Genomic DNA, 21,016 nt, shown 5'->3' with positions numbered 1-21,016 from the left:
GCCTGTTATCGGTGTTGCATGAAATTGGCAATCAAGCTGCGTACACGTCTGTTCCTGAGCATTTCCGCGTTGATCACGGTGGCGCTGCTTGGACTGCTGTTGGGCCTGGTCAGCGTGGTGCAGATGGCCCGCACCCAGGAATCGATGATCCAGGGCAATTTCGTGACCTTGGACCTGGGCCTGAAGCTGCGCCAGAACCTGGGCGATCAGCTGGTGATGATGCTCGATGCCGACACGCCACCGGAGCGTCTGGAAAAGGCTCAGGGTCAGTTTCAAGCCTTGCTGACCCAGGGCGTGGAACACGACCGTCTCAACCGCACCCGCAGCGGGTTTGAGGAAGCGCTGGCCAATTACCAGAAATTTCTCGACGCTTACTGGCGCAATAACCCGAACGAGCTGGGCATCCGCCGCAACCCTGAACTCAGCGCCAGCTTCAACAGCCTGCGCAATGACCTGCTCGATGCCTACCGGACAGCACTGGACAACATCAACATAGCCGAGCGCAACGCCCGTGAGCGCGCCTACTGGATCGCCGCCCTGCTGGGCCTGGTGGGGCTGGCGGTGCTGTGCATCGGCTTTGTCACCGCCAACGGTATCGCGCGGCGTTTCGGCACCCCTATCGAGGCGCTGGCCAAGGCGGCGGACAAGATCGGCCAGGGCGATTTCGAGGTGACGCTGCCCATCTCTGCCGCCACTGAAATGAACCAGTTGACCCGGCGCTTCGGACTCATGGCCGAGGCCTTGCGCAAGCACCAGGCAACCAATATCGATGAGCTGGTGGCCGGCCAGCAACGCCTGCAAGCGGTGCTCGACAGCATTGACGATGGCCTGCTGATGATCGACCGCCAAGGGCAACTGGAACACCTCAACCCGGTGGCCCAGCGCCAACTGGGCTGGAATGAGAGCCGCCTGGGCCAACGCCCTGGCGAAGCCCTGGCGCGTCCGGAACTGGACCAGGAAATCCTGTTGAGCCTGCGCGGCGGCACGCTTGAGCGTGCCCCGGACGACCTGGCCATCGACATCGATGGCGAATCACGGCTGCTGACCTACAGCCTGACCCCGGTCAGCCACGCCAACGGCGACATCCTCGGCGCCGTGATGGTGCTGCACGACGTCACCGAACAACGGGCCTTCGAGCGGGTGCGCAGCGAGTTCGTCCTGCGCGCCTCGCACGAGCTGCGTACGCCGGTCACCGGCATGCACATGGCCTTCGGCCTGCTGCAGGAGCGCGTGCACTTTGCCGAAGAAAGCCGCGAGGCTGACCTGTTCAATACGGTCAAGGAAGAAATGCAGCGCCTGATGCAACTGATCAACGACCTGCTGAATTTCTCCCGTTACCAGAGCGGCCTGCAGAAGCTCAAGCTGGCACCGTGCTCGATCGAGCAGATGATGGAAGAGGTGCGCCTGCGCTTTGCCGATCGGGCTGAAGAACAGGACATCGTGTTGCAACTGGATATCCAGGAGAACATGCCACGCCTGCACGCCGACCAGTCGCAACTGGAACGGGTGCTGGACAACCTGCTGGACAACGCCCTGCGCCACACCCCGGAAAACGGCCTTATCCGCTTGCAGGCACGGCGCCACGGCGAACGGGCGATCCTGAGCATCGAAGACAACGGCGAAGGCATTGCTTATGGCAACCAGGCGCGGATTTTCGAGCCCTTCGTGCAGGTCGGCCGCAAGAAGGGTGGTGCGGGGCTGGGACTGGCCCTGTGCAAGGAAATCGTCCAGTTGCACGGTGGACGGATGGGTGTCTACTCAAGGCCTGGGCAGGGAACCCAGTTTTATATGGCGTTGCCCTACTGACGGATCCTGCGCAGGAACGGCCTGGCGATGGTTGCTCTAAAAAACTTTACTGGATATTAAATTCACCGGTTGTAGGAGCGCGCTTGCCCGCGACCGAGTGCGAAGCGCTCGCAGAAATTGTGTAGACGCTGAAAATTTACGACTGCGAACCCATCAGGGATCTATGAAACGCCACAATTTTACGACTGCTAACGCAGCCGGTCGCGGGCAAGCGCGCTCCTACCGGGCCCCATGGTTGCTGCGCGACAGCGCTCCGCCTTGGCGCTGTGTCATGCAGTGCGCAATAGGGGGGCAATCAATGAGCCAGGCAAGCAATAGGGGTGGTATTAAAAGCTATTGCCCTACGCCACGCCTTTTTCGGGGGTGTCCATATAACCCCCGCCGTTGACCAGCTCGACCAGCGCAGCCGCGGTCACGGGACGTGAAAACAGCCAGCCCTGGCCATGCATCACGCCTTCGCCGCTCAGCAACACAGCCTGCGACTCGAACTCCACGCCCTCGGCGATGACCCGCAATTGCAGGGCATGGGCCATGCGAATGATATGTGGAGCCACACCACTGCTGGCCGCGTCATGGCCCAGCGCATCAATGAATGCCTTGTCGATTTTCAGACAGTCCACCGGCAGGCTCTGCAGATACGCCAGGCTGCAGTACCCGGTGCCGAAGTCGTCGATCAGTACTTTATGGCCACGCTCACGCAGATTTTGCAGGTGATTGCAGGCCTTCATGGCATCGACCAGGCTGCGTTCGGTCACCTCGAAGGCAATCTGTCGCGCCGCCACCTGATGCCGGGCCAGCAAGCGGCCAACCACCCGGCCGATGCGTGGGCTCATGACATCGCACGCGGCCAGGTTCACCGAGACATACAAATGCGGATGATTGCGCAGCAACGAGCCAAGCTGCTCGAGCAGGCGGCGCAGGACAAAATCGGTGATCTGACGGATCTGCCCGGTGTGCTCGGCCAGTGGAATGAACAGGTCCGGGTGGGTGACGGTGCCATCGGCGCGTTTCCAGCGAACCAGTGCCTCGGCACCGACACACTGGCGGGTGTCGAGCGTGAAGATCGGCTGGTACAGCACCTTGATTTCACCGTGGCGTAACGCAGCGTCCAGCGCACGACGCGGCGCCGTGCGTCGGCGCACCCATAGCCAGGCCAGCGTGCCATTGCACAGGGCAATCAGCAGGCTGGCCGACAGCAGCGCGCTGAATGCGGCGACCAGCAAAGCCAGTCGCCAGGGGTGGTGGATCAGGGAGGCAAGACGCATGGTGGTGCTGCACGTGAGGGAGTCACCCTCAGGTATAGCAACGCGCCGGCCAATGGCACGCTGTCATGGCGCCGCTCAGTGCGTCTTGTTGAGCACCTGCAGGATGGCGGCGCTTTGGGCATCTGGCTCACCGTCGTAACGCGCCGGCCTGAAGCGCATCTGGAACGCCGCCAGAACGTTGCGTGTTTCGACGTCCAGCACGCCGGTCTGCGGCGTGGTGTAACCCAGGCGTGTCAGTTGCTGCTGAAACCAGAGCATGTCGGGCAGCGCGTAGGCCAGCGCAGCCTGGCGCTGCGCGACTTGCCGTTCGTCGGGCCAGATGCCCAGGCCTGCCTCGGCCAGGCGCTTCCATGGAAACAACGGACCAGGGTCGAGCTTGCGCATCGGGGCAATGTCGCTGTGGCCAATGATGTTTTTGACCGGCATGCCATTGCGCTTGACGATGTCCTTGAGCAGGACGATCAGCGCCTGCACCTGCGCTTCACTGTAGGGATACCAGAGCCGGCCGGTCGGACTGTCGGTGAAGCCCGGATTGACGATTTCGATGCCGATGGAGCTGGAGTTGAGCCAGGTCCGGCCCTCCCATGAACTGTCGCCGGCGTGCCAGGCGCGGGCACTTTCGTCGACCAGCTTGAAAATGGTGGCCGCCTTGTCATCGCCGATCAGGTAATGGCTGCTGACCTGACCGTGGGTGAGCAATTTCAGGGATTGCTCCTGGGACGCGGAGGTGTAGTGCAGGACCACGTACTGGATACGGTTGTCGAAGTTGACCGAAGGGTGGCGGGTATCCAGCTTCGGACCACTGGAACAGGCGGACAGGACGAGCAACGACAAGGCAGCGAAAAACAACTTCATAGAGGGACTACTACTGGTAAGTGGCACAAGACGCGCCATGATAACGGAGCCGCCACCTGACGCGTGACGTCGATGCCTACGACATGTTTCCGTCAGCCCTGTTCCACCCGATTGCGACCGCTTTCCTTGGCCCGGTACAGGGCCTGGTCGGCACGCTTGAGCGCCACGTCACTGCGTTCACCACTGCGCAGCACGGTCATGCCGATCGACACCGTGATGGTGACCGGCTCGCCCTTGAAGTGGAAAGGGCAACGCTCCACGGTGGCGCGCAATTCATCAAGCAACTGCAGGCCTGTGTCGACGGGCGTGGCCGGCATCAACAGCACGAACTCCTCACCGCCGAAGCGGGCCAGGAAGCCGCGACCGTGCAGGTGCTTGTGCAGGGCCTTGGCGACGATCTTCAGCACTTTGTCGCCGGCCAGGTGCCCGTAGCTGTCGTTGATGCGCTTGAAATGGTCCAGGTCCATCATGCACAGCAGCAGGCTGTTTTTGTTCTGCTGCCAGAGCATGACTTCGCGCTCCAGGCGCTCGCCCCAGGCGGCACGGTTGGGCAGCCCGGTCAGCGGGTCGATCAGCGCCTTGCGCCGCTGTTCTTCGAGGTTGGCCCGAAACCCCAGCGCTTCCTGCTCCATGCTCGCCACTCGAGTGGCCAGGCCTTGCAGACGTTCGGCCACTTCACGCTCACGCTCGTCACGCTGGCGCTGATGGGCGTCCATCGCGCCGATCAGGCCTTCGAGGCGATTTTCCAGGACACGCTTGAGGCTGGACAGGTCCGAGGCGTCCTGCACGCTGGTTTGCAGATCATCGACATGTTCACGCAGTTGACTGTCAAAGTGGCGAGCCGAGGAATGGCTGGCAGCATGCCCGTCGCTGACCACCTGCAGGCTGCTCTGGAAATAATCCAGGCGCTGGTTGAGCTGCTTGAGATAAGCCTCGAACTCGTGCTGGCCACTGTCGGTGATCGCCAGCATGAAAACTGCCAGGTCATCGAGGATCGGCAGCAATTCGTACCAGTTAAGCCCATGTTCAAGCCGCTGGCGCAGGGCTTCGGCTTGTGGGCGATGATGTTCGGGCAGGTTCAGGTCGCCCAGCAGCCCCAGCAGGGTCTGCTCGATATGCGCGGCCACCGAGCTGTAGCTGGGTTCGGTGGAGGCGGGCAGGGCGTAATCGGGATCGGCTTCGGCTTCGGCTTCGGCTTCGGCTTCGGCTTCGGCTTCGGCTTCGGCTTCGGCTTCGGCTTCGGCTTCGGCTTCGGCTTCGGCTTCAGGTTCGGGCGTGCCGGGCGCGACTGCAAGTCCGGTTTCGGCACTCACGGCAGGCACAGGTACGTCAGGCACCGGGCCGGCGACAGGCTCGGGCTCGATGGTCTCGGCTTCAGTTACAGACGTATCGAACTCGTGGGCCAAGGCCGGGACGGATGCTGGCGTGGGCTCGTCATGCTGGGCTTCAGGCTCGGCCGCCACGGCGGGCGGGTCGACAGGCTCGGCATCGGAAACGGTGGGCAACGGGCTGCCGGCAGGCTCGACAAGCGTACTTTCGGCCACAGCGGCTGCTGGCTGCGGCTCAGCGGGCAACGCCGACGGCACAGGCGTATCGACCATCGCCGCAGCCTGCAAGGCCGGGGCGGCTGCCGCCGGTAAAGGGGCCAGAGGCGCCGGCTCTGCTACCGGACTCGCCACCGTCGGAGCCGGCTCATCATCCAGCGGGTCATCCTGCGGGGCCGCCATGTCATTGGCCGGTGCCGGCGGCGCTGTCTGGGCAGCGGCCAGGACGCTGGCAAACGCAGGCTCGGCAGTGGCAGTGGCAGTGGCAGTGGCAGTGGCAGTGGCAGGCTGATCGTGACTGCCGAACAGACGCTGCAACAGACCCGGACGATGCGGTTCATCCTTGTGCTCGAGCGCTCCCAGGGCCTTGCTTTGCAGCTCCTTGAGTTCGCCGAGTAACAGGGGCAGCTCACGGGCCTGACCGGCGCGTTCCTCAAGGCCCTTGGCAAAGCGCTTGAGCGGCTTGCGCACCTCACGGGGCAGGGGCAGGGCCTGCAACTGTGCCACCAGCTCAGTCAGCGCACTGCTGATTTGCCCGATCCGTACCTCGCGGCGCTGTTCGGAGTCGAGCACGGCTTTTTCCAGGCGTGGAATCAGGCCGGCAAGCCCGGCGTCCATATCGTCCTTGCGGACGATCTCGCGGATTTCCTTCATGCAGGCGTCGACCGCCCGGTCGGTGCCTTCAGCCGCCAGGCTGCTGCGCACCAGCCCCCGACGCAGCAAGTCGAGCCGCGCCTGCCAACGCTTTTCCAGGCGGTCCTGTTGTTCGATGCCCTTGAGGTATTTCTCTTTCCAACGCTCGGCGTCGTCACTCATGCGGGCGATCCGCCATCAAGCGTGCTGGGCACAGGCAGGTGGTCACCTCGCAGCGAGGCAGGCAGGCGAATCTCGACCGCCACGGGCAAATGGTCGGAAATGGGCTGGGCCAGCACCTGAACCCGTTCCAGAGTCAGAGTCGGGCTGAGCAGAATATGATCAAGGCAGCGTTGCGGCCGCCAGCTCGGGAACGTGGCCTCGATCTGCGGAGCCAGCAGGCCCAGGTCGCGCAAGGGCGAATGTTCCAGCAGGTCGACGGCATGGGTATTCATGTCGCCCATCAGGACCTGGTGGCGATAATCGCCGATCAGGTCGCGAATGTAGGCCAGTTGCAAGGTCCGGGTACGCGCGCCCAGCGCCAGGTGCATCATCACCACCACCAGCGCATCCTCACCCTCGCCAAAGCGCATGAGAATGGCGCCGCGCCCGGCCGGACCGGGCAACGGATGATCTTCGATCGCCCAGGGCCGCAGGCGGCTGAGCACGCCGTTGCTGTGCTGCGCCAGGCGCCCCAGGTTGCGATTGAGCTGTTGATACCAGTACGGGAAACCGCCCAGTTGCGCCAGGTGCTCGACCTGGTTGATATAACCCGAACGCAGACTGCCGCCGTCGGCTTCCTGCAGGGCCACCAGGTCGAAGTCGCCGATCAGTTGGCCGATCTTCTGCAGGTTGCCGGAGCGCCCCCCGTGCGGCAGCACATGCTGCCAGCTGCGGGTCAGGTAATGGTGGTAGCGCTGGGTCGTGATACCCACCTGGATATTGAAGCTGAGCAGCCGCAGGCGGCCGTCATCCGGCAGGCCGCTGTCGGTCAGGTGGTCTTCGTTGACCCGCGCATCACGCGGGCCGGCGACACGTTCGGTACCTCTGCCCCAGCGGCGCATGGCAGCGGCTTACTGGCCGGACTTGGCAGTGGCGCGTTCTTTGGCGATCAACTCATCGGCAACCTTGAGTGCGCCATCAGGTCCACCGGCGGTGCCGAGGTCGAAGCGGTATTTGCCGTTGACGATCATGGTCGGTACGCCAGTCACTTCGTACTTCTTGGCCAGTTCCTTGTACTGGGTCATCTTGCCTTTGACAGCGAAGGAATTGAACGTCTGGAGGAATTTTTCCTTGTCCACGCCCTGGGTGGCCAGGAACTCGGCCATGTCTTCAGGCTTGACCAGTTGCTTGCGCTGCTTCTGGATGGCATCGAATACGGCGGCATGCACCTCGTGCTCCACGCCCATGGTTTCAAGGGTAATGAACATCTGGCCGTGAGCGTCCCACGGGCCACCGAACAAGGCAGGAATGCGCACGAAGTTGACGTCGGACGGCAGTTTTTCAGCCCATGGATTGATTTTCGGCTCGAACGCGTAGCAGTGCGGGCAGCCATACCAGAACAGCTCGACGACTTCGATCTTGCCAGGTTCGGCCACCGGCACGGCACTGCTCAGCTCGACGTACGGTTTGTCAGCCACGACTGGCTGGGCGGCGTGTGCGGTCATACCAAACACGCTGGCGGCAACCAGGGCGGCGCTGAGAATCAGGTTACGCATGCTTTACTCCTGAGCAGAATAGGGATCGCGTGCAGCGACGGCTTTTCGACCGGCCGGCACCCAGCGAGTTCGGTAGTGTAACGCTGGCGGTCAGAAAAAAGGGTAGACCAGGCCAGGCTTTTTTGGCGGGCGGGCTGTGATGCGCTTCAGCGGGGAAAGGCCTGGATCGGTGGTGTGGCTTTCCCGGCTGAAGCCGGTCCTGCGGGTCCTGCAGATGGCGGCAGAGCCGCGGCTCAATGCAAGCCCTGGATGTACTGGGCCAGCGCTTCGATGTCCTGGGTGCTCAAGCGACTGGCAATGGTGCGCATGACCTGCGTGTCACCGTCGTTGACGCGCTGGCCTTCGCGAAAGGCCATCAGTTGCCTTTTGATGTAGTCGGCGTGCTGGCCACCCAGGCGCGGGAAGCCGGCCGACACAATGCCGCTGCCATCGGGCAGATGGCAGCCGGTACAGGCCGGCACGTCCTGCTCCGGCTTGCCGCCGCGAAACAGTGCCTGGCCACGGGCGACCAGCGCGGGGTCGGCGGCGCCTACGGGGGGCTTCTGACGGGCGTACCAGGCAGCCATGTTGGCCAGGTCCTGGTCGTTCAACGGATTGAGCAGGCCGGTCATTTCCGGGACCACGCGCTGGCCACTCTTGATCTCGCGCAGTTGCTTGAGCAGGTAGCGCTCACCTTGACCGGCGAGCCTGGGGAAACTGGCCAGCGGGCTGTTGCCGTCCGGGCCATGACAGGCCGTGCAGACGGCTATCTTGTCCTGGCCGGCCTCGACATTGCCCGCCAGGCCTGCCGCCTGCACCGAGGCGCAGGTTCCCAGGGCCAACAGCAGACTTGCAAGCAGTGTGTTCATCGGGTCATCCACATCGGCTATAGAGTGAAACGTCAGGCAGTGCAGGCTCACGCGCTGTCAGTGCCGTCTTTGGCCATGTTTACGCCGGCCGGCCCCACCCTTGGGCGGGTTGCTCAGCAAAAACCTTTCAGGTTGAAAGCGGACTGCGGTCTAATGCGCACCGGAATGTGTAAAAACTGCGCGCACGCGGTGCACACGTCCGTTTCTCGCTTCAATGCACCTGACACCTCTTGCCGCACCCCTTGCAGCAGGGCCATTACCGGAAATCACATGCAACTCAAGAACCCCATCCTCGGCCTCTGCCAGCAAGCCAAGTTCATGCTCAGCGCCGCCAAGGTCGACCAGTGCCCCGATGATGCGGGCTTCGAAGTGGCGTTTGCCGGCCGCTCCAACGCCGGCAAGTCCAGCGCCCTGAACACCCTGACCCACGCCAGCCTGGCCCGCACCTCGAAAACGCCGGGGCGCACCCAGTTGCTGAACTTCTTCCGCCTGGACGACGAGCGGCGCCTGGTCGACCTGCCCGGTTATGGCTACGCCAAGGTGCCGATCCCGCTCAAGCAACACTGGCAGCGTCACCTGGAAGCCTATCTGGGCAGCCGCGAAAGCCTCAAGGGCGTGATCCTGCTGATGGACGTGCGCCACCCGATGACCGACTTCGACAACATGATGCTCGACTGGTCGGTGGCCAGCGGCATGCCGATGCATATCCTGCTGACCAAGGCCGACAAGCTGACCCACGGCGCGGCCAAGAACACCCTGCTCAAGGTCCAGGCACAGATCCGCAAGGGCTGGGGCGACAGCGTGACCATCCAGCTGTTCTCGGCACCCAAACGCACAGGCCTTGAAGAAGCCTATACCAGGCTGGCCGGTTGGCTCGAACTGCCGGACAAAGCGCCGGTTGCCGTCACCGAATAGATCTGCAGGCAAATCGCAGGCAAAAAAAAACCCCGGACTTCGTATGGGGAGGGGGAAGTTCGGGGTTCAAGGTCCAGACCCTCAGGGAGGGGTCCGGATATCTGCCAACACTTAACACAACATAGGAGCATGAAAGGCCTTGCGAGCCAATCGTGAACTCTGACCGGGCCCTGGGGCGCTAAGTTCCTGAGATGAACAAATGTTCATGTTGCCCGCTCGGCATGGTGAGAGGCCGCTCTGTTGGCGATAGCGGCAGCGAACCTGCCGCATTTTTATCGCCTGCCTCATCGCCATCGCGAGCAGAGCTCCTTCCCACAATGTTCGATGAAATCCCGGATTTTGTGCCAGGCACAAGACCTGTGGCAGGCGGCTTGCCGGCGATGGCTATGTAACAGGCGCAGCAGGTGTATGGGCCTTGCTGGCCTCATCGCCGGCAAGCCGCCTCCCACCCGTTGGATGTCGCCCCGGATTTCGGGCCTGGCATCAGACTGTGGGAGGCGGCTTGCCGGCGATTACGGTGTTACACACGCAACAGATGCACAGGTTTTACCGGCCCTGTCGCGAGCAGAGCGCCTTCGCGCAGGCTGATCTGTATCAGTGTGCCTCGTCCCAGTTATCACCCACGCCCACGTCCACCACCAGCGGCACGTCCAGTTGCGCGGCGCCGCTCATGTGCGGGCGAATCTCCTCGCTGATGCGCTCGACCAGATCCTCGCGCACTTCCAGCACCAGTTCATCGTGCACCTGCAGGATCACCCGGGCGTCCAGGCCTGATTCGTTGAGCCAGGTGTTCACCGCCACCATGGCTTTCTTGATGATGTCGGCAGCCGTGCCCTGCATCGGCGCGTTGATCGCCGTGCGCTCGGCACCGGCGCGCAGTTGTGGCTTGTTGGAGTTGATATCCGGCAGGTACAGGCGTCGACCGAACAGGGTTTCGACATAGCCTTTCTCGGCAGCCTGCTCACGGGTGCGCTCCATGTACTCACGCACGCCGGGGTAGCGGGCGAAGTAACGGTCGATGTAGGCCTTGGCTTGCTTGCCGTCGACGCCGATCTGCCGCGCCAGGCCCTGGGCGCCCATGCCGTAGATCAGACCGAAGTTGATCGCCTTGGCGCTGCGGCGCTGGTCGTTGGTGACCTGATCCAGCTCGACACCGAAGACCTCGGCGGCAGTGGCCCGGTGCACGTCCAGGCCGTTCTGGAAGGCGTGCAGCAAGCCTTCGTCCTTGGCCAGGTGGGCCATGATCCGCAGTTCGATCTGCGAATAGTCCGCTGCCAGCAGCTTGTAGCCCGGCGAGGCGATGAAGGCCTGGCGAATGCGCCGGCCTTCGGCGGTGCGCACCGGGATGTTCTGCAGGTTCGGTTCGCTGGACGAGAAACGCCCGGTGGCAGCGCCAGCCTGGTTGTAGGAGGTGTGCACACGCCCGGTGCGCGGGTTGATCTGCCCCGGCAGGGTGTCGGTGTAGGTGCTTTTCAGCTTGCTGATCGAACGGTACTGCAGCAGCAGCGTGGGCAGTTCATGGCCCTGCTCGGACAATTTGACCAGCACTTCCTCGGAGGTCGACGGCTTGCCGGTCGGCGTCTTGCCCAGCACCGGCAGTTGCAGCTTGTCGTAGAGGATCTTGCCCAGTTGGGTCGGCGAGCCGAGGTTGAATTCCTCGCCGGCCAGCTCGAAGGCCTGGCGCTCCAGCTCGACCATTTTGTTACCCAGCTCGACGCTCTGCACGCCGAGCAGGTTGGCGTCGACCCGCGCGCCCTCGCGCTCGATCTGCGCCAGCACCGGCACCAGCGGCATCTCGATGTCGCTCAACACCGTGCCCAGGCCGGCTTCGGCCTTGAGTTTTTCAGACAGCACCTGGTGCAGCCGCAGGGTCACGTCGGCATCTTCGGCGGCATAGGGGCCGGCCTGTTCCAGGGCGATCTGGTCGAAGGTCAGCTGTTTTTTGCCCTTGCCGGCGATCTCGGTGAAGCTGATGGTCTTCTGGCCCAGGTACTTGAGCGCCAGGCTGTCCATGTCGTGGGCGGTGGCCACCGAGTTGAGCACATAGGACTCGAGCATGGTGTCGAACGCCACGCCACGCACGGTGATGCCGTTGGCGTGGTCACCGCCGATGGCGCAGTTGGCGAGGATATTGATGTCGTACTTGGCGTTCTGCCCGACCTTGGCCTTGGCCGGGTCCTCGAGCAGCGGCTTGAGCGCCCGCAGCACGGTGTCGCGGTCCAGTTGGTCGGGCACGCCCATGTAAGAGTGGGTCAGCGGGATATAGGCCGCTTCACCGGGCTTGACCGCAAACGACAGGCCGACCAGTTGCGCTTTTTGCGCATCAAGGCCGGTGGTCTCGGTGTCGAAGGCGATCAGTTCGGCCTTGTTCAGTTTTTCCAGCCAGGCGTCGAAGCGCGCCTGGTCGAGGATGGTCTCGTAGCCGGTGTGATCGCTGGGCGCCACCTCGGGCTGGACGATTTCCTGGCCGGAGCGGCGCGCATCGCGCTCCACATCGTTGATCCAGCTCTTGAACTCCAGCTCGGTGTACAGCTCGATGAGCTTTTCGCGGTCCGGCTCGCCGATCACCAGTTCATCGAGTTTCACGTCCAGTGGCACGTCGATCTTGATGGTCGCCAGCTCATGGGACAGAAACGCCATGTCGCGGTGCTCGGCCAGCTTGGCGCCCAGGGTCTTGGCGCCGCGGATCGGCAGGGCGGCCACGGCGTCGAGGTCGGCATACAGCTCGGCCAGCCCGCCGCCGATGCCTGTCAGCAGGGCAGTGGCGGTCTTCTCACCCACGCCCGGCACGCCGGGAATGTTGTCGACCTTGTCGCCCATCAGCGCCAGGAAATCGATGATGTGCTCGGGACCGACGCCGAATTTCTCTTTCACGCCAGCCACGTCCAGCACGCTACCGGTCATGGTGTTCACCAGCGTAATGTGGCCGTCGACCAGCTGCGCCATGTCCTTGTCGCCGGTCGAGATGATCACCGGGCGCTGGGCGGCGGCGCTGCTACGCGCCAGGGTGCCGATCACGTCGTCGGCCTCGACCCCTTCGACGCACAGCAACGGGTAGCTCAGGGCCTTTACGCAGGCGTGCAACAGGTCGACCTGCACCCGCAGGTCATCAGGCATGCTCGGCCGGTTGGCCTTGTAGTCGGCAAACAGCTCGTCGCGAAAGGTCCCGCCCTTGGCGTCGAACACCACCGCGAACGGACTGCCCGGGTACTGCTTGCGCAGGCTCTTGAGCATGTTCAGCACACCCTTGACCGCCCCGGTGGGCAAGCCCTTGGAGGTGGTCAGTGGCGGCAGGGCGTGAAAGGCGCGGTACAGGTAGGACGAACCGTCCACCAGGACGAGGGGTGCTTGGCTCATGAGCAGAATCAACCTTTTCGGCGGGGTCGGCGCTAGAATGCGTGGACCGTAGACAACAAAAGGACAAGGTTATCATGCGCACGCTCAATCGCCTGTTCGTGACCTGCGTACTGCTGAGCGCGCCCTTGATGGCGATGGCGGCAGAGGAAGCACCGTCCGCCGACCCGGAAGTGACGATCCGAACCGAGGGTGACCGGACCATTCAGGAGTATCGCCAGAATGGTTTTCTGTATGCGGTCAAGATCACACCCAAGCACGGCAAGCCGTATTTTCTGGTCCGTGCCGATGGCACCAGTCCCAACTTCATTCGTTCGGACCAACCGGACATGCTGATCCCGCAGTGGGAAATATTCAGCTGGTAACCCTTACATTCATTATTTGAGCTGGCAGTCGCTGATATGTCCGTCTTTACCCCCCTGACCCGGCCCGAGCTGGAAACCTTTCTTTCGGCTTACGGGCTTGGTCGCCTGCTTGACTATCAGGGCATCGCCGCCGGTAGCGAGAACACCAACTACTTCATCAGCCTGGAGCAGGGCGAGTTCGTCCTGACCCTGGTCGAGCGCGGGCCGGTGCAGGAAATGCCGTTCTTCATCGACCTGCTCGATGTGCTGCATGACGCCGACCTGCCGGTGCCCTACGCCTTGCGCACCACCGAAGGCGCGGCCCTGCGCGAGCTCAAGGGCAAGCCTGCATTACTGCAGCCACGCCTGTCGGGCAAGCACATCCAGCAACCCAACGCCCAGCACTGCATCGCCATCGGCGAGCTGCAGGCCGGCCTGCACCTGGCCACCCGCGACAAGGTGCTGGAACGCAAGACCGACCGGGGCCTGGAGTGGATGCTCAGCGAGGGACGCAACTTTCTTTCGCACCTGGGCGCGCCGCAGGCCGCCTTGCTGGACGCCACGCTGCAAGAGATCGAAACACACTTTGCCGCGATCCTGGCGCTGCCACGCGCCAACCTGCATGCCGACCTGTTCCGCGACAACGCGCTGTTCGAAGGCACGCACCTGACCGGGGTGATCGACTTCTACAATGCCTGCTCGGGGCCGATGCTGTATGACCTGGCCATTGCCCTGAACGACTGGTGTTCGCATGCTGACGGCCAACTGGACCTGCCCCGCGCCCGGGCCTTCCTGGGGGCCTACGCGGCGCGTCGACCGTTCACCACCGCCGAAGCGCAGCTATGGCCGGTGATGCTGCGCATTGCCTGCGTGCGCTTCTGGCTGTCACGCCTGATCGCCGCCGAGACCTTTGCCGGGCAGGACGTGCTGATCCACGACCCGGCCGAATTCGAACAACGCCTGCAACAGCGCCAGGACGTGAGCCTCGCGTTGCCGATGGCGCTGTAACCGGTACTGGCTGCAGGACGTGACCCTGTGAGAGCGACCCACGGTCGCGAAAAGGCAGGTACGTTCAACCGCTTTTTTTGCCTGTCAGACTGCATTCGCGACCGTTGGTCGCTCCTACGAGGTCGTATGGCGCCTGGCTGTGGGGCTTGACGCTGTGGGAGCGATCACCGTCGCGAAAAGGGCATGTGAGTACTAAAGGCTTTCCAGGCAGCCGGCCAGGTCGTTGCCGATTTTTTCCAGCAACTGCTCATAGCCCTGGGCGGTGGCCTCGGTGTAGCCGCCCAGCGCGTCGAGTTCGGCCAGTTTGACCGGCAGCCCGGCGGTCAGGGTCTCGGCCAGTTTCGGGCGCAGCGGCGGTTCGCTGAACACGCACGTTGCGCCCGCCTCTTTCAGGCGCTCACGCATCGCGGCGACATGCTTCGCGCCTGGCTGCACTTCGCTTGCGACACTGAACACCCCGGTGTGCTTGAGGCCGTAGGCCTGTTCAAAATAGTCATAGGCTTCGTGAAACACGAACCACGGCTTGTCGCCTACACCGCTGACCCGCGCCTTGATGCGTGTATCCAGCGCATCGAGGCGCTGCTCGAAGGCTTTGGCATTGCTGGCATAGCGGACGGCATTGGCCGGGTCGGCGGCACTCAGGTCGGTGGCCATCTTCGCGGCGATCACCCGCGCGTTGACCGTCGACAGCCACAGGTGCGAATCCAGGCTGCCGGGACGATGATCGTGGTCGTGCTCCTCATAGCCCGGGTCCTGGTGATCGTGGTCGTCATGCTCATGGTCATGATCGGCATGCGAGGTCTGGTCGGCGGCAAAATGCCTCAGCTTCATGCCGGGCAAATCCTGCACCGCCACGGTGGGCAGGCTGCGACTGCCCAGTACACGCGGCAAAAAGCCTTCCATGTCCGGGCCGATCCAGTACAGCAGATCGACTTCGCCCACCCGCCGTACGTCGGATGGACGCAGGGCGTAGTGATGCGGCGACGCACCGGGCGGCAACAGCACATCGGGCTGGCCGATACCGTCCTGAACCGCCGCGGCAATCAGTTGCAGCGGCTTGATGCTGGTCAGGACCTTGACGTCGGCCTGGACGGTGGCAGCGGCCGAGACGCCGGCAGCCAATAGTAAAAACGTAAAAAGTCGGCGCACGAGAAACACTCATATCGGGCAGGAACAGGTAACATAATAACGTCTCCAGCCAATATCGTCGCCGCCCATGCCTATTACTCCCCTGGCCAGTCGCCCTCACGATCACTCCCATTGCGTGCACGACGCCCTGACCGTGGCCGATACACTGTGCGCCGGCAAGGGCCTGCGCCTGACCGCTCTGCGCCGTCGCGTGCTGGAACTGGTCTGGCAAAGCCACAAGCCGCTGGGCGCCTATGACATTCTGGGCGTGCTCAGCGAAGAAGACGGCCGCCGCGCCGCACCGCCGACCGTTTACCGGGCACTGGATTTCCTGCTTGAGCATGGCCTGGTGCACCGCATCTCTTCACTCAACGCCTTTACCGGCTGCAACCACCCGACCCACGCACACCAGGGCCAGTTCCTGATCTGCCGCCAGTGCCATGCCGCCATCGAGCTGCAACACCCGGCCATCAGTGACGCGGTGGTCAATGCCGCCACCGAAGTGGGCTTTGCGGTCGAAGGCCAGACCATCGAGATCGTCGGCGTGTGCGCCGGGTGCAAGGTGGCCTGATGAGCACACCCCTGATCCGCCTGGAACAGGTGGCGGTCACCCTCTCCGGGCAGAGCGTGCTGGACAACATCGCGCTGAGCGTCAGCCCCGGCGAGATCGTCACCCTGATCGGCCCCAACGGCGCCGGCAAGACCACGCTGGTGCGGGCCGTGCTCGGCCTGCTGAAGCCCACCTCCGGCAGCGTCTGGCGCAAGCCGAAACTGCGCGTGGGCTACATGCCGCAAAAACTGCACGTCGACCAGACCCTGCCGCTGTCGGTGCTGCGCTTCCTGCGCCTGGTGCCGGGCGTCGACCGCGCCAAGGCCATGGCCGCACTGGAAGAAGTCGGCGCCGGCAAAGTCATCGACAGCCCGTTGCAGGGCATTTCCGGGGGTGAGATGCAGCGCGTGCTGCTGGCCCGGGCGCTGCTGCGCGAGCCGGAACTGCTGGTGCTCGACGAGCCGGTGCAAGGCGTGGATGTCGCCGGGCAAGCCGAGCTGTACAGCCTGATCACCCGCCTGCGCGACCGCCATGGCTGTGGCGTGCTGATGGTCTCGCATGACCTGCACCTGGTGATGAGCACCACCGACCAGGTGGTGTGCCTGAACCGCCATGTGTGCTGCTCCGGACACCCCGAGCAAGTCAGCCATGATCCGGCGTTCGTCGAGCTGTTCGGCCACAACGCCCCGAGCCTGGCGATCTATCACCACCACCACGACCATGCCCACGACCTGCATGGCGAGGTGGTCGACGAGGCGGCAGCAGGCGCCCCGCGTTTCAAACCCCACGTTCCACACGTTCATGGAGACGGCTGCAAGCATGGCTGATTTTCTTATGTACGCCTTGCTCGCCGGCATTGCCCTGGCCCTGGTTGCAGGTCCCCTGGGTTCTTTCGTGGTGTGGCGGCGCATGGCTTATTTTGGCGACACCTTGTCGCATGCCGCCCTGCTCGGGGTGGCGCTGGGCTTTCTGCTCGACATCAGCCCCACGCTGGCCGTGACCGTCGGCTGCCTGCTGCTGGCCATCCTGCTGGTGACCCTGCAACAGCGCCAGCCGCTGGCCAGCGATACGTTACTGGGCATCCTGGCGCCCAGCACCCTGTCACTGGGGCTGGTGGTGCTGAGCTTCATGCATGAGGTGCGCATTGATCTGATGGCCTACCTGTTCGGCGACCTGCTGGCGATCAGCCCGACCGATCTGGCGTGGATCCTGGGCGGCAGTGCGCTGGTGCTGGCGTTGATCATCGCGCTGTGGCGACCGTTGCTGGCCGTGACCGTGCACGAGGAACTGGCCCGGGTCGAAGGCCTGCCGGTGCTGACCCTGCGCCTGACCATGATGCTGTTGATGGCCGTGGTGATTGCCGTGGCGATGAAGATCGTCGGGGTGCTGTTGATCACCTCGCTGCTGATCATTCCGGCCGCCGCCGCCCAGCGTCATGCCCGCTCGCCGGAGCAGATGGCCCTGGGCGCCAGTGTGCTGGGGGTGGTCGCGGTGTGCGCCGGGCTGGCGCTTTCCTGGCTCAAGGACACCCCGGCCGGTCCCTCGATCGTGGTCGCGGCAGCGGCCCTGTTTCTGCTCAGTTTTGTTCTCCCCCGGCGGTCGGTGTAGACTTGCTCGTTTTTTGCGCAATCAAGAGAATCGCAGGAATGAAGCTGCCCACCTCCCGTCATCTGCTGCTAGTCGCATTTTCCGTGCTGCTGGGTGCTTGCCAAAGCATGCCACCGGCAGACGCCGGCGCCCCTGCGGCGCAGCAGACGGACAGCTTCGTCCAGCTGGAGCAGAGCATTGCCGGCAACGAACTGGCCACGGCCGAAGACCAGTTGACGGCGCTGCAAGCCGCCACACCGAACGATCCGCGCCTGGAGCAACTGCAACGCCAACTGGCCGAGGCCTACCTGAGCCGCAGCCAGATCGGTCTGCAAAAGGGTGATGTGAATGCCGCCACCACCGCCCTGAGCCGTGCCCGGGCGCTGATGCCAACGGCACCGGCCCTGACCAGCGGCGTCAACGGCGCCATCGCGCAGGCGCGCAAGGCTGAGTTGGAAAAAGCCGAGGCCGAGCTGCGCGCCGCCGAGGCACGGCGCGTTGCCCGGCTGGTCGACCTGGACGCACCGAGCACGGTCATCGAGTTGAACACCACGGACATCGCCCGGATGCGCAAGCAACTGGACGCGATTGCCAGCGACATCGTCAACTTCAATTGCGATGTGCTGATCGAAGTGCCACGCACGGCCGACTACCCGTGGCTGGCGAACCTGCTGGGCAAACGGGTGACCCGGATCAATCCGAATTTCGAGCTCGACCTGCATCGGCAGATCGACCGCCACCAGCCGGCCCGGATTGTCCTGACGCCTGCGCGCCTCTGAACAAGCCGCTCGACCAAGCGGACGTGCCAGTCTGGCCCCGTCGCCTGGGGACGCCCTTCAACAGCGTTCACCCAGGCGCGCGACTCAATTATGCCGGCACAGCCTTGGCCTTGGGCTCGCGCGCCCAGACCCGGTGTTGCGCAATGGCGTTCAGGAACGCTTCGGTCGACGCGGCATCGGACACCACCAGCAGCCCGGCGTCTTCCTCCAGACGCAGCTGGGTCAGCAGCTCCTTGGCTTCACCCGCCACGGCAATGGCCTTGAGGTGCTTGTAGGCTTCGAGCAGGTAGTGCAAAGCCACGCCGTCAGTGCTCAGCGCTTTCACCGACTCGGCGCCACCGGGCACGAACACCGCATCGAAGGCCACCGACGGCAAGCCCTCGGCTGACGCATCCACTGGCAGGGTCTGGCCATCGGCGGTGGTCACCGGTGCCGAGGTCGGCCCCAGCACCTTGGCGTGCGCGCCCTTGGCCATCAGCGCGGCCTTGATGGCTTCGACCGCCTTGCCGTCGACCCCGTTGGCCACCAGCACCGCCACCTTGCGCGAGACAATATCGCCCGGCAACAGATTGGCCTGGCTCAGGGCCGGGGATTCCTTCAGCGAAGTCTTGACCACCGCGACCGTGCCGGCCTTAGGCGCCGGCAGGCCCAGGTTGGCGGCCACGCGGGCAGCCAGGGTCAGGTCGATATTGGCCAGGATCTCGTTCACCTGGCGTGCACGGATGTGCTCGCGCTCGACCTTGCCCAACTCGAAGCTGTAGGCGGCGATGATGTGCTCTTTTTCGTGCTCGCTCATGCTGTTGAAGAACAGCGTGGCCTGCGAGAAATGATCGCCGAACGACTCGCTGCGCTCGCGCACCTTGTGCGCCTCGATGCGTTCCTGATAGCTCTCGAAGCCGCCATCCTGAGGACCGGCCGGAGTCTCCTTCGGCCAGCCACCGTCGATGGAATTCGGCTCGTAGGCCGCACGACCCTTATGGATGGTGCTGCGGTGCTGGGCGTCGCGCTGGTTGTTGTGGTTCGGCGCCACCGGACGGTTGATCGGCACTTCATGGAAGTTCGGCCCGCCCAGGCGGCTGATCTGCGTGTCGGTGTAGGAAAACAGCCGGCCCTGCAGCAGCGGGTCGTTGGAGAAGTCGATGCCGGGCACGATATGGCCCGGGCAGAAGGCAACCTGCTCGACTTCGGCAAAGAAGTTGTCCGGGTTGCGGTCCAGGACCATCTTGCCCAGCGGCGTCACCGGCACCAGTTCTTCAGGGATGATCTTGGTCGGGTCGAGCAGGTCGAAGTCGAATTTGTGCTCGTCTTCCTCGGCAACAATTTGCACGCCCAGTTCCCATTCGGGGTAGTCGCCCATTTCGATGGACTCCCAGAGGTCACGGCGGTGGAAATCGGTGTCCTTGCCCGCCAGCTTCTGCGCTTCGTCCCAGACCAGCGAACACACGCCGAACCTGGGCTTCCAGTGGAACTTGACGAAGCTGGCCTTGCCTTCGGTGTTGATCAGGCGAAAGGTGTGCACGCCAAAACCTTGCATGCTGCGCAGGCTTTTCGGGATGGCGCGATCGGACATGGCCCAGATCACCATGTGCGCCGACTCCGGCACCAGCGAGACGAAATCCCAGAAGGTGTCGTGGGCCGAGCCGCCGGTAGGAATCTCATTGTGCGGCTCGGGTTTGACCGCATGCACGAAGTCCGGGAACTTGATGGCGTCCTGGATGAAGAACACCGGCATGTTGTTGCCCACCAGGTCGAAATTGCCTTCGTCGGTGTAGAACTTCACGGCAAAGCCACGTACATCGCGCACAGTGTCGCCCGAACCACGCGGGCCCTGCACGGTGGAGAAGCGCACGAACACCGGGGTCTTTTTGCCCGGGTCGCGCAGAAAGCCGGCCTTGCTCAGCGCGCTGTGGTTCTCGTAAGTCTGGAAGTAACCGTGCGCGCCGGTGCCACGGGCATGGACGATGCGCTCTGGAATGCGTTCGTGGTCAAAATGCGTGATCTTTTCGCGCATGATGAAATCTTCCAGCAGCGACGGACCCCGGCTGCCGGCCTTGAGGGTGTTCTGGTTGTCGGCGATCTTCACACCTTGGTTGGTGCGCAGCGCCTGGCCGGTGGCGTCGGAACGCACGGCCTCCAGGCTGTCGAGCTTGGCGTTGCGGTTACCCCGGTCAAGCGTGTCGGTACCGGCCAGTTCGCTGGCAGGCGTCGGGGTGACGGGGTTCTGGGTCTTGTTGCTCATCGATACAGCTCCTCGATCGTGGCGTCAGTCGCGCAGAACCCGTCACATGGCGGCCCTGTCAGCGAGGTATGAATCACGGTGTACAAGGAGTGACCGGGAGCAAACAAAGCCGTTCACTGAATTTCACTGTGGATATTCCCACCGGTCGCGTTATAGCCATTGAGCAGCTTGTACTGGAAATAAATGCTAAGCCGCACGGCGCGGACAGGCTAAAATGCGCGCCCGGCTTATCCGGCCGGGCACGGCAGCGTGGTGCTGCCATTGGCAGCCAAAGCGGATTACCGCTCGATAGATACTGTTTGACCGAGAACATACGGTCTTTGTGGGAGGGGGCTCTGCCCGCGGCAGGGCCAGTAAAACCGGCCCATCTGCTGAGCGTTTGCCGCAGCTATCGCCAGAGAGCGGCCTCCCGCGAATCCCGCAGTGCCTTGAACGAACAGTAT

The 21,016-nt window shown here is 63.6% G+C and carries 16 protein-coding genes and 1 pseudogene; 8 read left to right on the top strand and 9 right to left on the bottom strand.

The genetic code is table 11. The features are described 5' to 3' along the window. Positions 1-18: 18 nt before the first annotated feature. Positions 19-1,806, top strand: coding sequence for a KinB sensor domain-containing domain (locus ASF84_RS22305; RefSeq protein WP_056841048.1), 1,788 nt, complete (start codon positions 19-21; stop codon positions 1,804-1,806). 341 nt (positions 1,807-2,147) lie between these two features. Here the strand turns inward: ASF84_RS22305 and ASF84_RS22300 are convergent. The 6 genes and pseudogenes from ASF84_RS22300 to ASF84_RS22275 form a co-directional block, all read right to left on the bottom strand. After that, a pseudogene (locus ASF84_RS22300) lies at positions 2,148-3,005 on the bottom strand (EAL domain-containing protein); the annotation flags it as partial. Between the two features lie 141 nt (positions 3,006-3,146). Further along, on the bottom strand, positions 3,147-3,926 hold the full coding sequence (locus tag ASF84_RS22295; protein WP_056841047.1) for an N-acetylmuramoyl-L-alanine amidase: 780 nt from the start codon (positions 3,924-3,926) through the stop codon (positions 3,147-3,149). 92 nt (positions 3,927-4,018) lie between these two features. Then, positions 4,019-6,286, bottom strand: coding sequence for a GGDEF domain-containing protein (locus ASF84_RS22290; protein ID WP_056841046.1), 2,268 nt, complete (start codon positions 6,284-6,286; stop codon positions 4,019-4,021). Further along, positions 6,283-7,167, bottom strand: a complete 885-nt coding sequence (locus ASF84_RS22285) for an endonuclease/exonuclease/phosphatase family protein (protein WP_056841045.1) — start codon at positions 7,165-7,167, stop codon at positions 6,283-6,285. The genes ASF84_RS22290 and ASF84_RS22285 overlap by 4 nt, the downstream gene beginning before the upstream one ends. A gap of 9 nt (positions 7,168-7,176) precedes the next feature. Continuing rightward, positions 7,177-7,821 carry a thiol:disulfide interchange protein DsbA/DsbL gene (locus ASF84_RS22280; protein WP_056841044.1) on the bottom strand — a complete coding sequence of 215 codons (645 nt, stop codon included), beginning with the start codon at positions 7,819-7,821 and terminating at the stop codon, positions 7,177-7,179. Between the two features lie 233 nt (positions 7,822-8,054). Continuing rightward, on the bottom strand, positions 8,055-8,669 hold the full coding sequence (locus ASF84_RS22275; RefSeq protein ID WP_056841043.1) for a c-type cytochrome: 615 nt from the start codon (positions 8,667-8,669) through the stop codon (positions 8,055-8,057). Between the two features lie 270 nt (positions 8,670-8,939). Here ASF84_RS22275 and yihA point away from each other — a divergent pair, with 270 nt between their 5' ends. Further along, positions 8,940-9,584 (top strand): ribosome biogenesis GTP-binding protein YihA/YsxC, encoded by a 645-nt coding sequence (yihA, locus tag ASF84_RS22270; RefSeq protein ID WP_056841042.1) that lies wholly within the window; start codon positions 8,940-8,942, stop codon positions 9,582-9,584. 594 nt (positions 9,585-10,178) lie between these two features. On the opposite strand, the gene polA is transcribed toward yihA, so the two are convergent. Beyond that, positions 10,179-12,941 (bottom strand): DNA polymerase I, encoded by a 2,763-nt coding sequence (gene polA, locus ASF84_RS22265; protein ID WP_056841041.1) that lies wholly within the window; start codon positions 12,939-12,941, stop codon positions 10,179-10,181. 74 nt (positions 12,942-13,015) lie between these two features. On the opposite strand from polA, the gene ASF84_RS22260 reads away from it, so the two are divergent. Continuing rightward, positions 13,016-13,303 carry a DUF2782 domain-containing protein gene (locus ASF84_RS22260; RefSeq protein ID WP_056841040.1) on the top strand — a complete coding sequence of 96 codons (288 nt, stop codon included), beginning with the start codon at positions 13,016-13,018 and terminating at the stop codon, positions 13,301-13,303. A gap of 36 nt (positions 13,304-13,339) precedes the next feature. Continuing rightward, positions 13,340-14,290 carry a homoserine kinase gene (locus tag ASF84_RS22255; RefSeq protein ID WP_056841039.1) on the top strand — a complete coding sequence of 317 codons (951 nt, stop codon included), beginning with the start codon at positions 13,340-13,342 and terminating at the stop codon, positions 14,288-14,290. A gap of 192 nt (positions 14,291-14,482) precedes the next feature. Here the strand turns inward: ASF84_RS22255 and znuA are convergent, their stop codons facing one another. Then, complete coding sequence (znuA, locus tag ASF84_RS22250) at positions 14,483-15,412, bottom strand: zinc ABC transporter substrate-binding protein ZnuA (RefSeq protein ID WP_236709474.1); 930 nt, start codon at positions 15,410-15,412, stop codon at positions 14,483-14,485. A 94-nt stretch (positions 15,413-15,506) separates the two neighbouring features. Between znuA and ASF84_RS22245 the strand changes: the two genes are divergently transcribed. From ASF84_RS22245 to ASF84_RS22230, 4 genes are read left to right on the top strand one after another with little or no spacing between them, the layout of a single operon-like run. After that, positions 15,507-15,989, top strand: a complete 483-nt coding sequence (locus ASF84_RS22245) for a Fur family transcriptional regulator (RefSeq protein WP_056841038.1) — start codon at positions 15,507-15,509, stop codon at positions 15,987-15,989. Then, positions 15,989-16,795, top strand: a complete 807-nt coding sequence (gene znuC, locus ASF84_RS22240; RefSeq protein ID WP_056841037.1) for a zinc ABC transporter ATP-binding protein ZnuC — start codon at positions 15,989-15,991, stop codon at positions 16,793-16,795. The genes ASF84_RS22245 and znuC overlap by 1 nt, the downstream gene beginning before the upstream one ends. After that, positions 16,788-17,576 (top strand): zinc ABC transporter permease subunit ZnuB, encoded by a 789-nt coding sequence (gene znuB / locus ASF84_RS22235; RefSeq protein ID WP_056841036.1) that lies wholly within the window; start codon positions 16,788-16,790, stop codon positions 17,574-17,576. Before znuC ends, znuB begins: the two co-directional genes overlap by 8 nt. Before the next feature lie 38 nt (positions 17,577-17,614). Continuing rightward, positions 17,615-18,334: a PA5502 family lipoprotein gene (locus ASF84_RS22230; RefSeq protein ID WP_056841035.1), complete on the top strand. Its 720-nt coding sequence runs from the start codon at positions 17,615-17,617 to the stop codon at positions 18,332-18,334. Between the two features lie 88 nt (positions 18,335-18,422). On the opposite strand, the gene katE is transcribed toward ASF84_RS22230, so the two are convergent. Next, a complete protein-coding gene (katE, locus tag ASF84_RS22225; RefSeq protein ID WP_056841034.1) occupies positions 18,423-20,573 on the bottom strand; it encodes a catalase HPII in 2,151 nt (716 codons plus the stop codon). Positions 20,574-21,016 lie beyond the last annotated feature (443 nt).

Origin of the sequence: Pseudomonas sp. Leaf127 (assembly GCF_001423155.1) — a bacterium.
Lineage (GTDB): Bacteria > Pseudomonadota > Gammaproteobacteria > Pseudomonadales > Pseudomonadaceae > Aquipseudomonas > Aquipseudomonas ovata.
This window is presented reverse-complemented; position numbering and strand designations above follow the sequence as displayed.

Bases quoted from the DNA above. Each gene is read 5' to 3' on its own strand.
- ASF84_RS22275 (WP_056841043.1), bottom strand. From the start codon at position 8,669: ATGAACACACTGCTTGCAAGTCTGCTGTTGGCCCTGGGAACCTGCGCC.
- yihA (WP_056841042.1), top strand. From the start codon at position 8,940: ATGCAACTCAAGAACCCCATCCTCGGCCTCTGCCAGCAAGCCAAGTTC.
- ASF84_RS22305 (WP_056841048.1), top strand. From the start codon at position 19: ATGAAATTGGCAATCAAGCTGCGTACACGTCTGTTCCTGAGCATTTCC.
- ASF84_RS22260 (WP_056841040.1), top strand. From the start codon at position 13,016: ATGCGCACGCTCAATCGCCTGTTCGTGACCTGCGTACTGCTGAGCGCG.
- polA (WP_056841041.1), bottom strand. From the start codon at position 12,941: ATGAGCCAAGCACCCCTCGTCCTGGTGGACGGTTCGTCCTACCTGTAC.
- ASF84_RS22230 (WP_056841035.1), top strand. From the start codon at position 17,615: ATGAAGCTGCCCACCTCCCGTCATCTGCTGCTAGTCGCATTTTCCGTG.
- ASF84_RS22280 (WP_056841044.1), bottom strand. From the start codon at position 7,821: ATGCGTAACCTGATTCTCAGCGCCGCCCTGGTTGCCGCCAGCGTGTTT.
- ASF84_RS22285 (WP_056841045.1), bottom strand. From the start codon at position 7,167: ATGCGCCGCTGGGGCAGAGGTACCGAACGTGTCGCCGGCCCGCGTGAT.
- katE (WP_056841034.1), bottom strand. From the start codon at position 20,573: ATGAGCAACAAGACCCAGAACCCCGTCACCCCGACGCCTGCCAGCGAA.
- ASF84_RS22245 (WP_056841038.1), top strand. From the start codon at position 15,507: ATGCCTATTACTCCCCTGGCCAGTCGCCCTCACGATCACTCCCATTGC.
- znuC (WP_056841037.1), top strand. From the start codon at position 15,989: ATGAGCACACCCCTGATCCGCCTGGAACAGGTGGCGGTCACCCTCTCC.
- znuB (WP_056841036.1), top strand. From the start codon at position 16,788: ATGGCTGATTTTCTTATGTACGCCTTGCTCGCCGGCATTGCCCTGGCC.
- ASF84_RS22255 (WP_056841039.1), top strand. From the start codon at position 13,340: ATGTCCGTCTTTACCCCCCTGACCCGGCCCGAGCTGGAAACCTTTCTT.
- ASF84_RS22295 (WP_056841047.1), bottom strand. From the start codon at position 3,926: ATGAAGTTGTTTTTCGCTGCCTTGTCGTTGCTCGTCCTGTCCGCCTGT.
- ASF84_RS22290 (WP_056841046.1), bottom strand. From the start codon at position 6,286: ATGAGTGACGACGCCGAGCGTTGGAAAGAGAAATACCTCAAGGGCATC.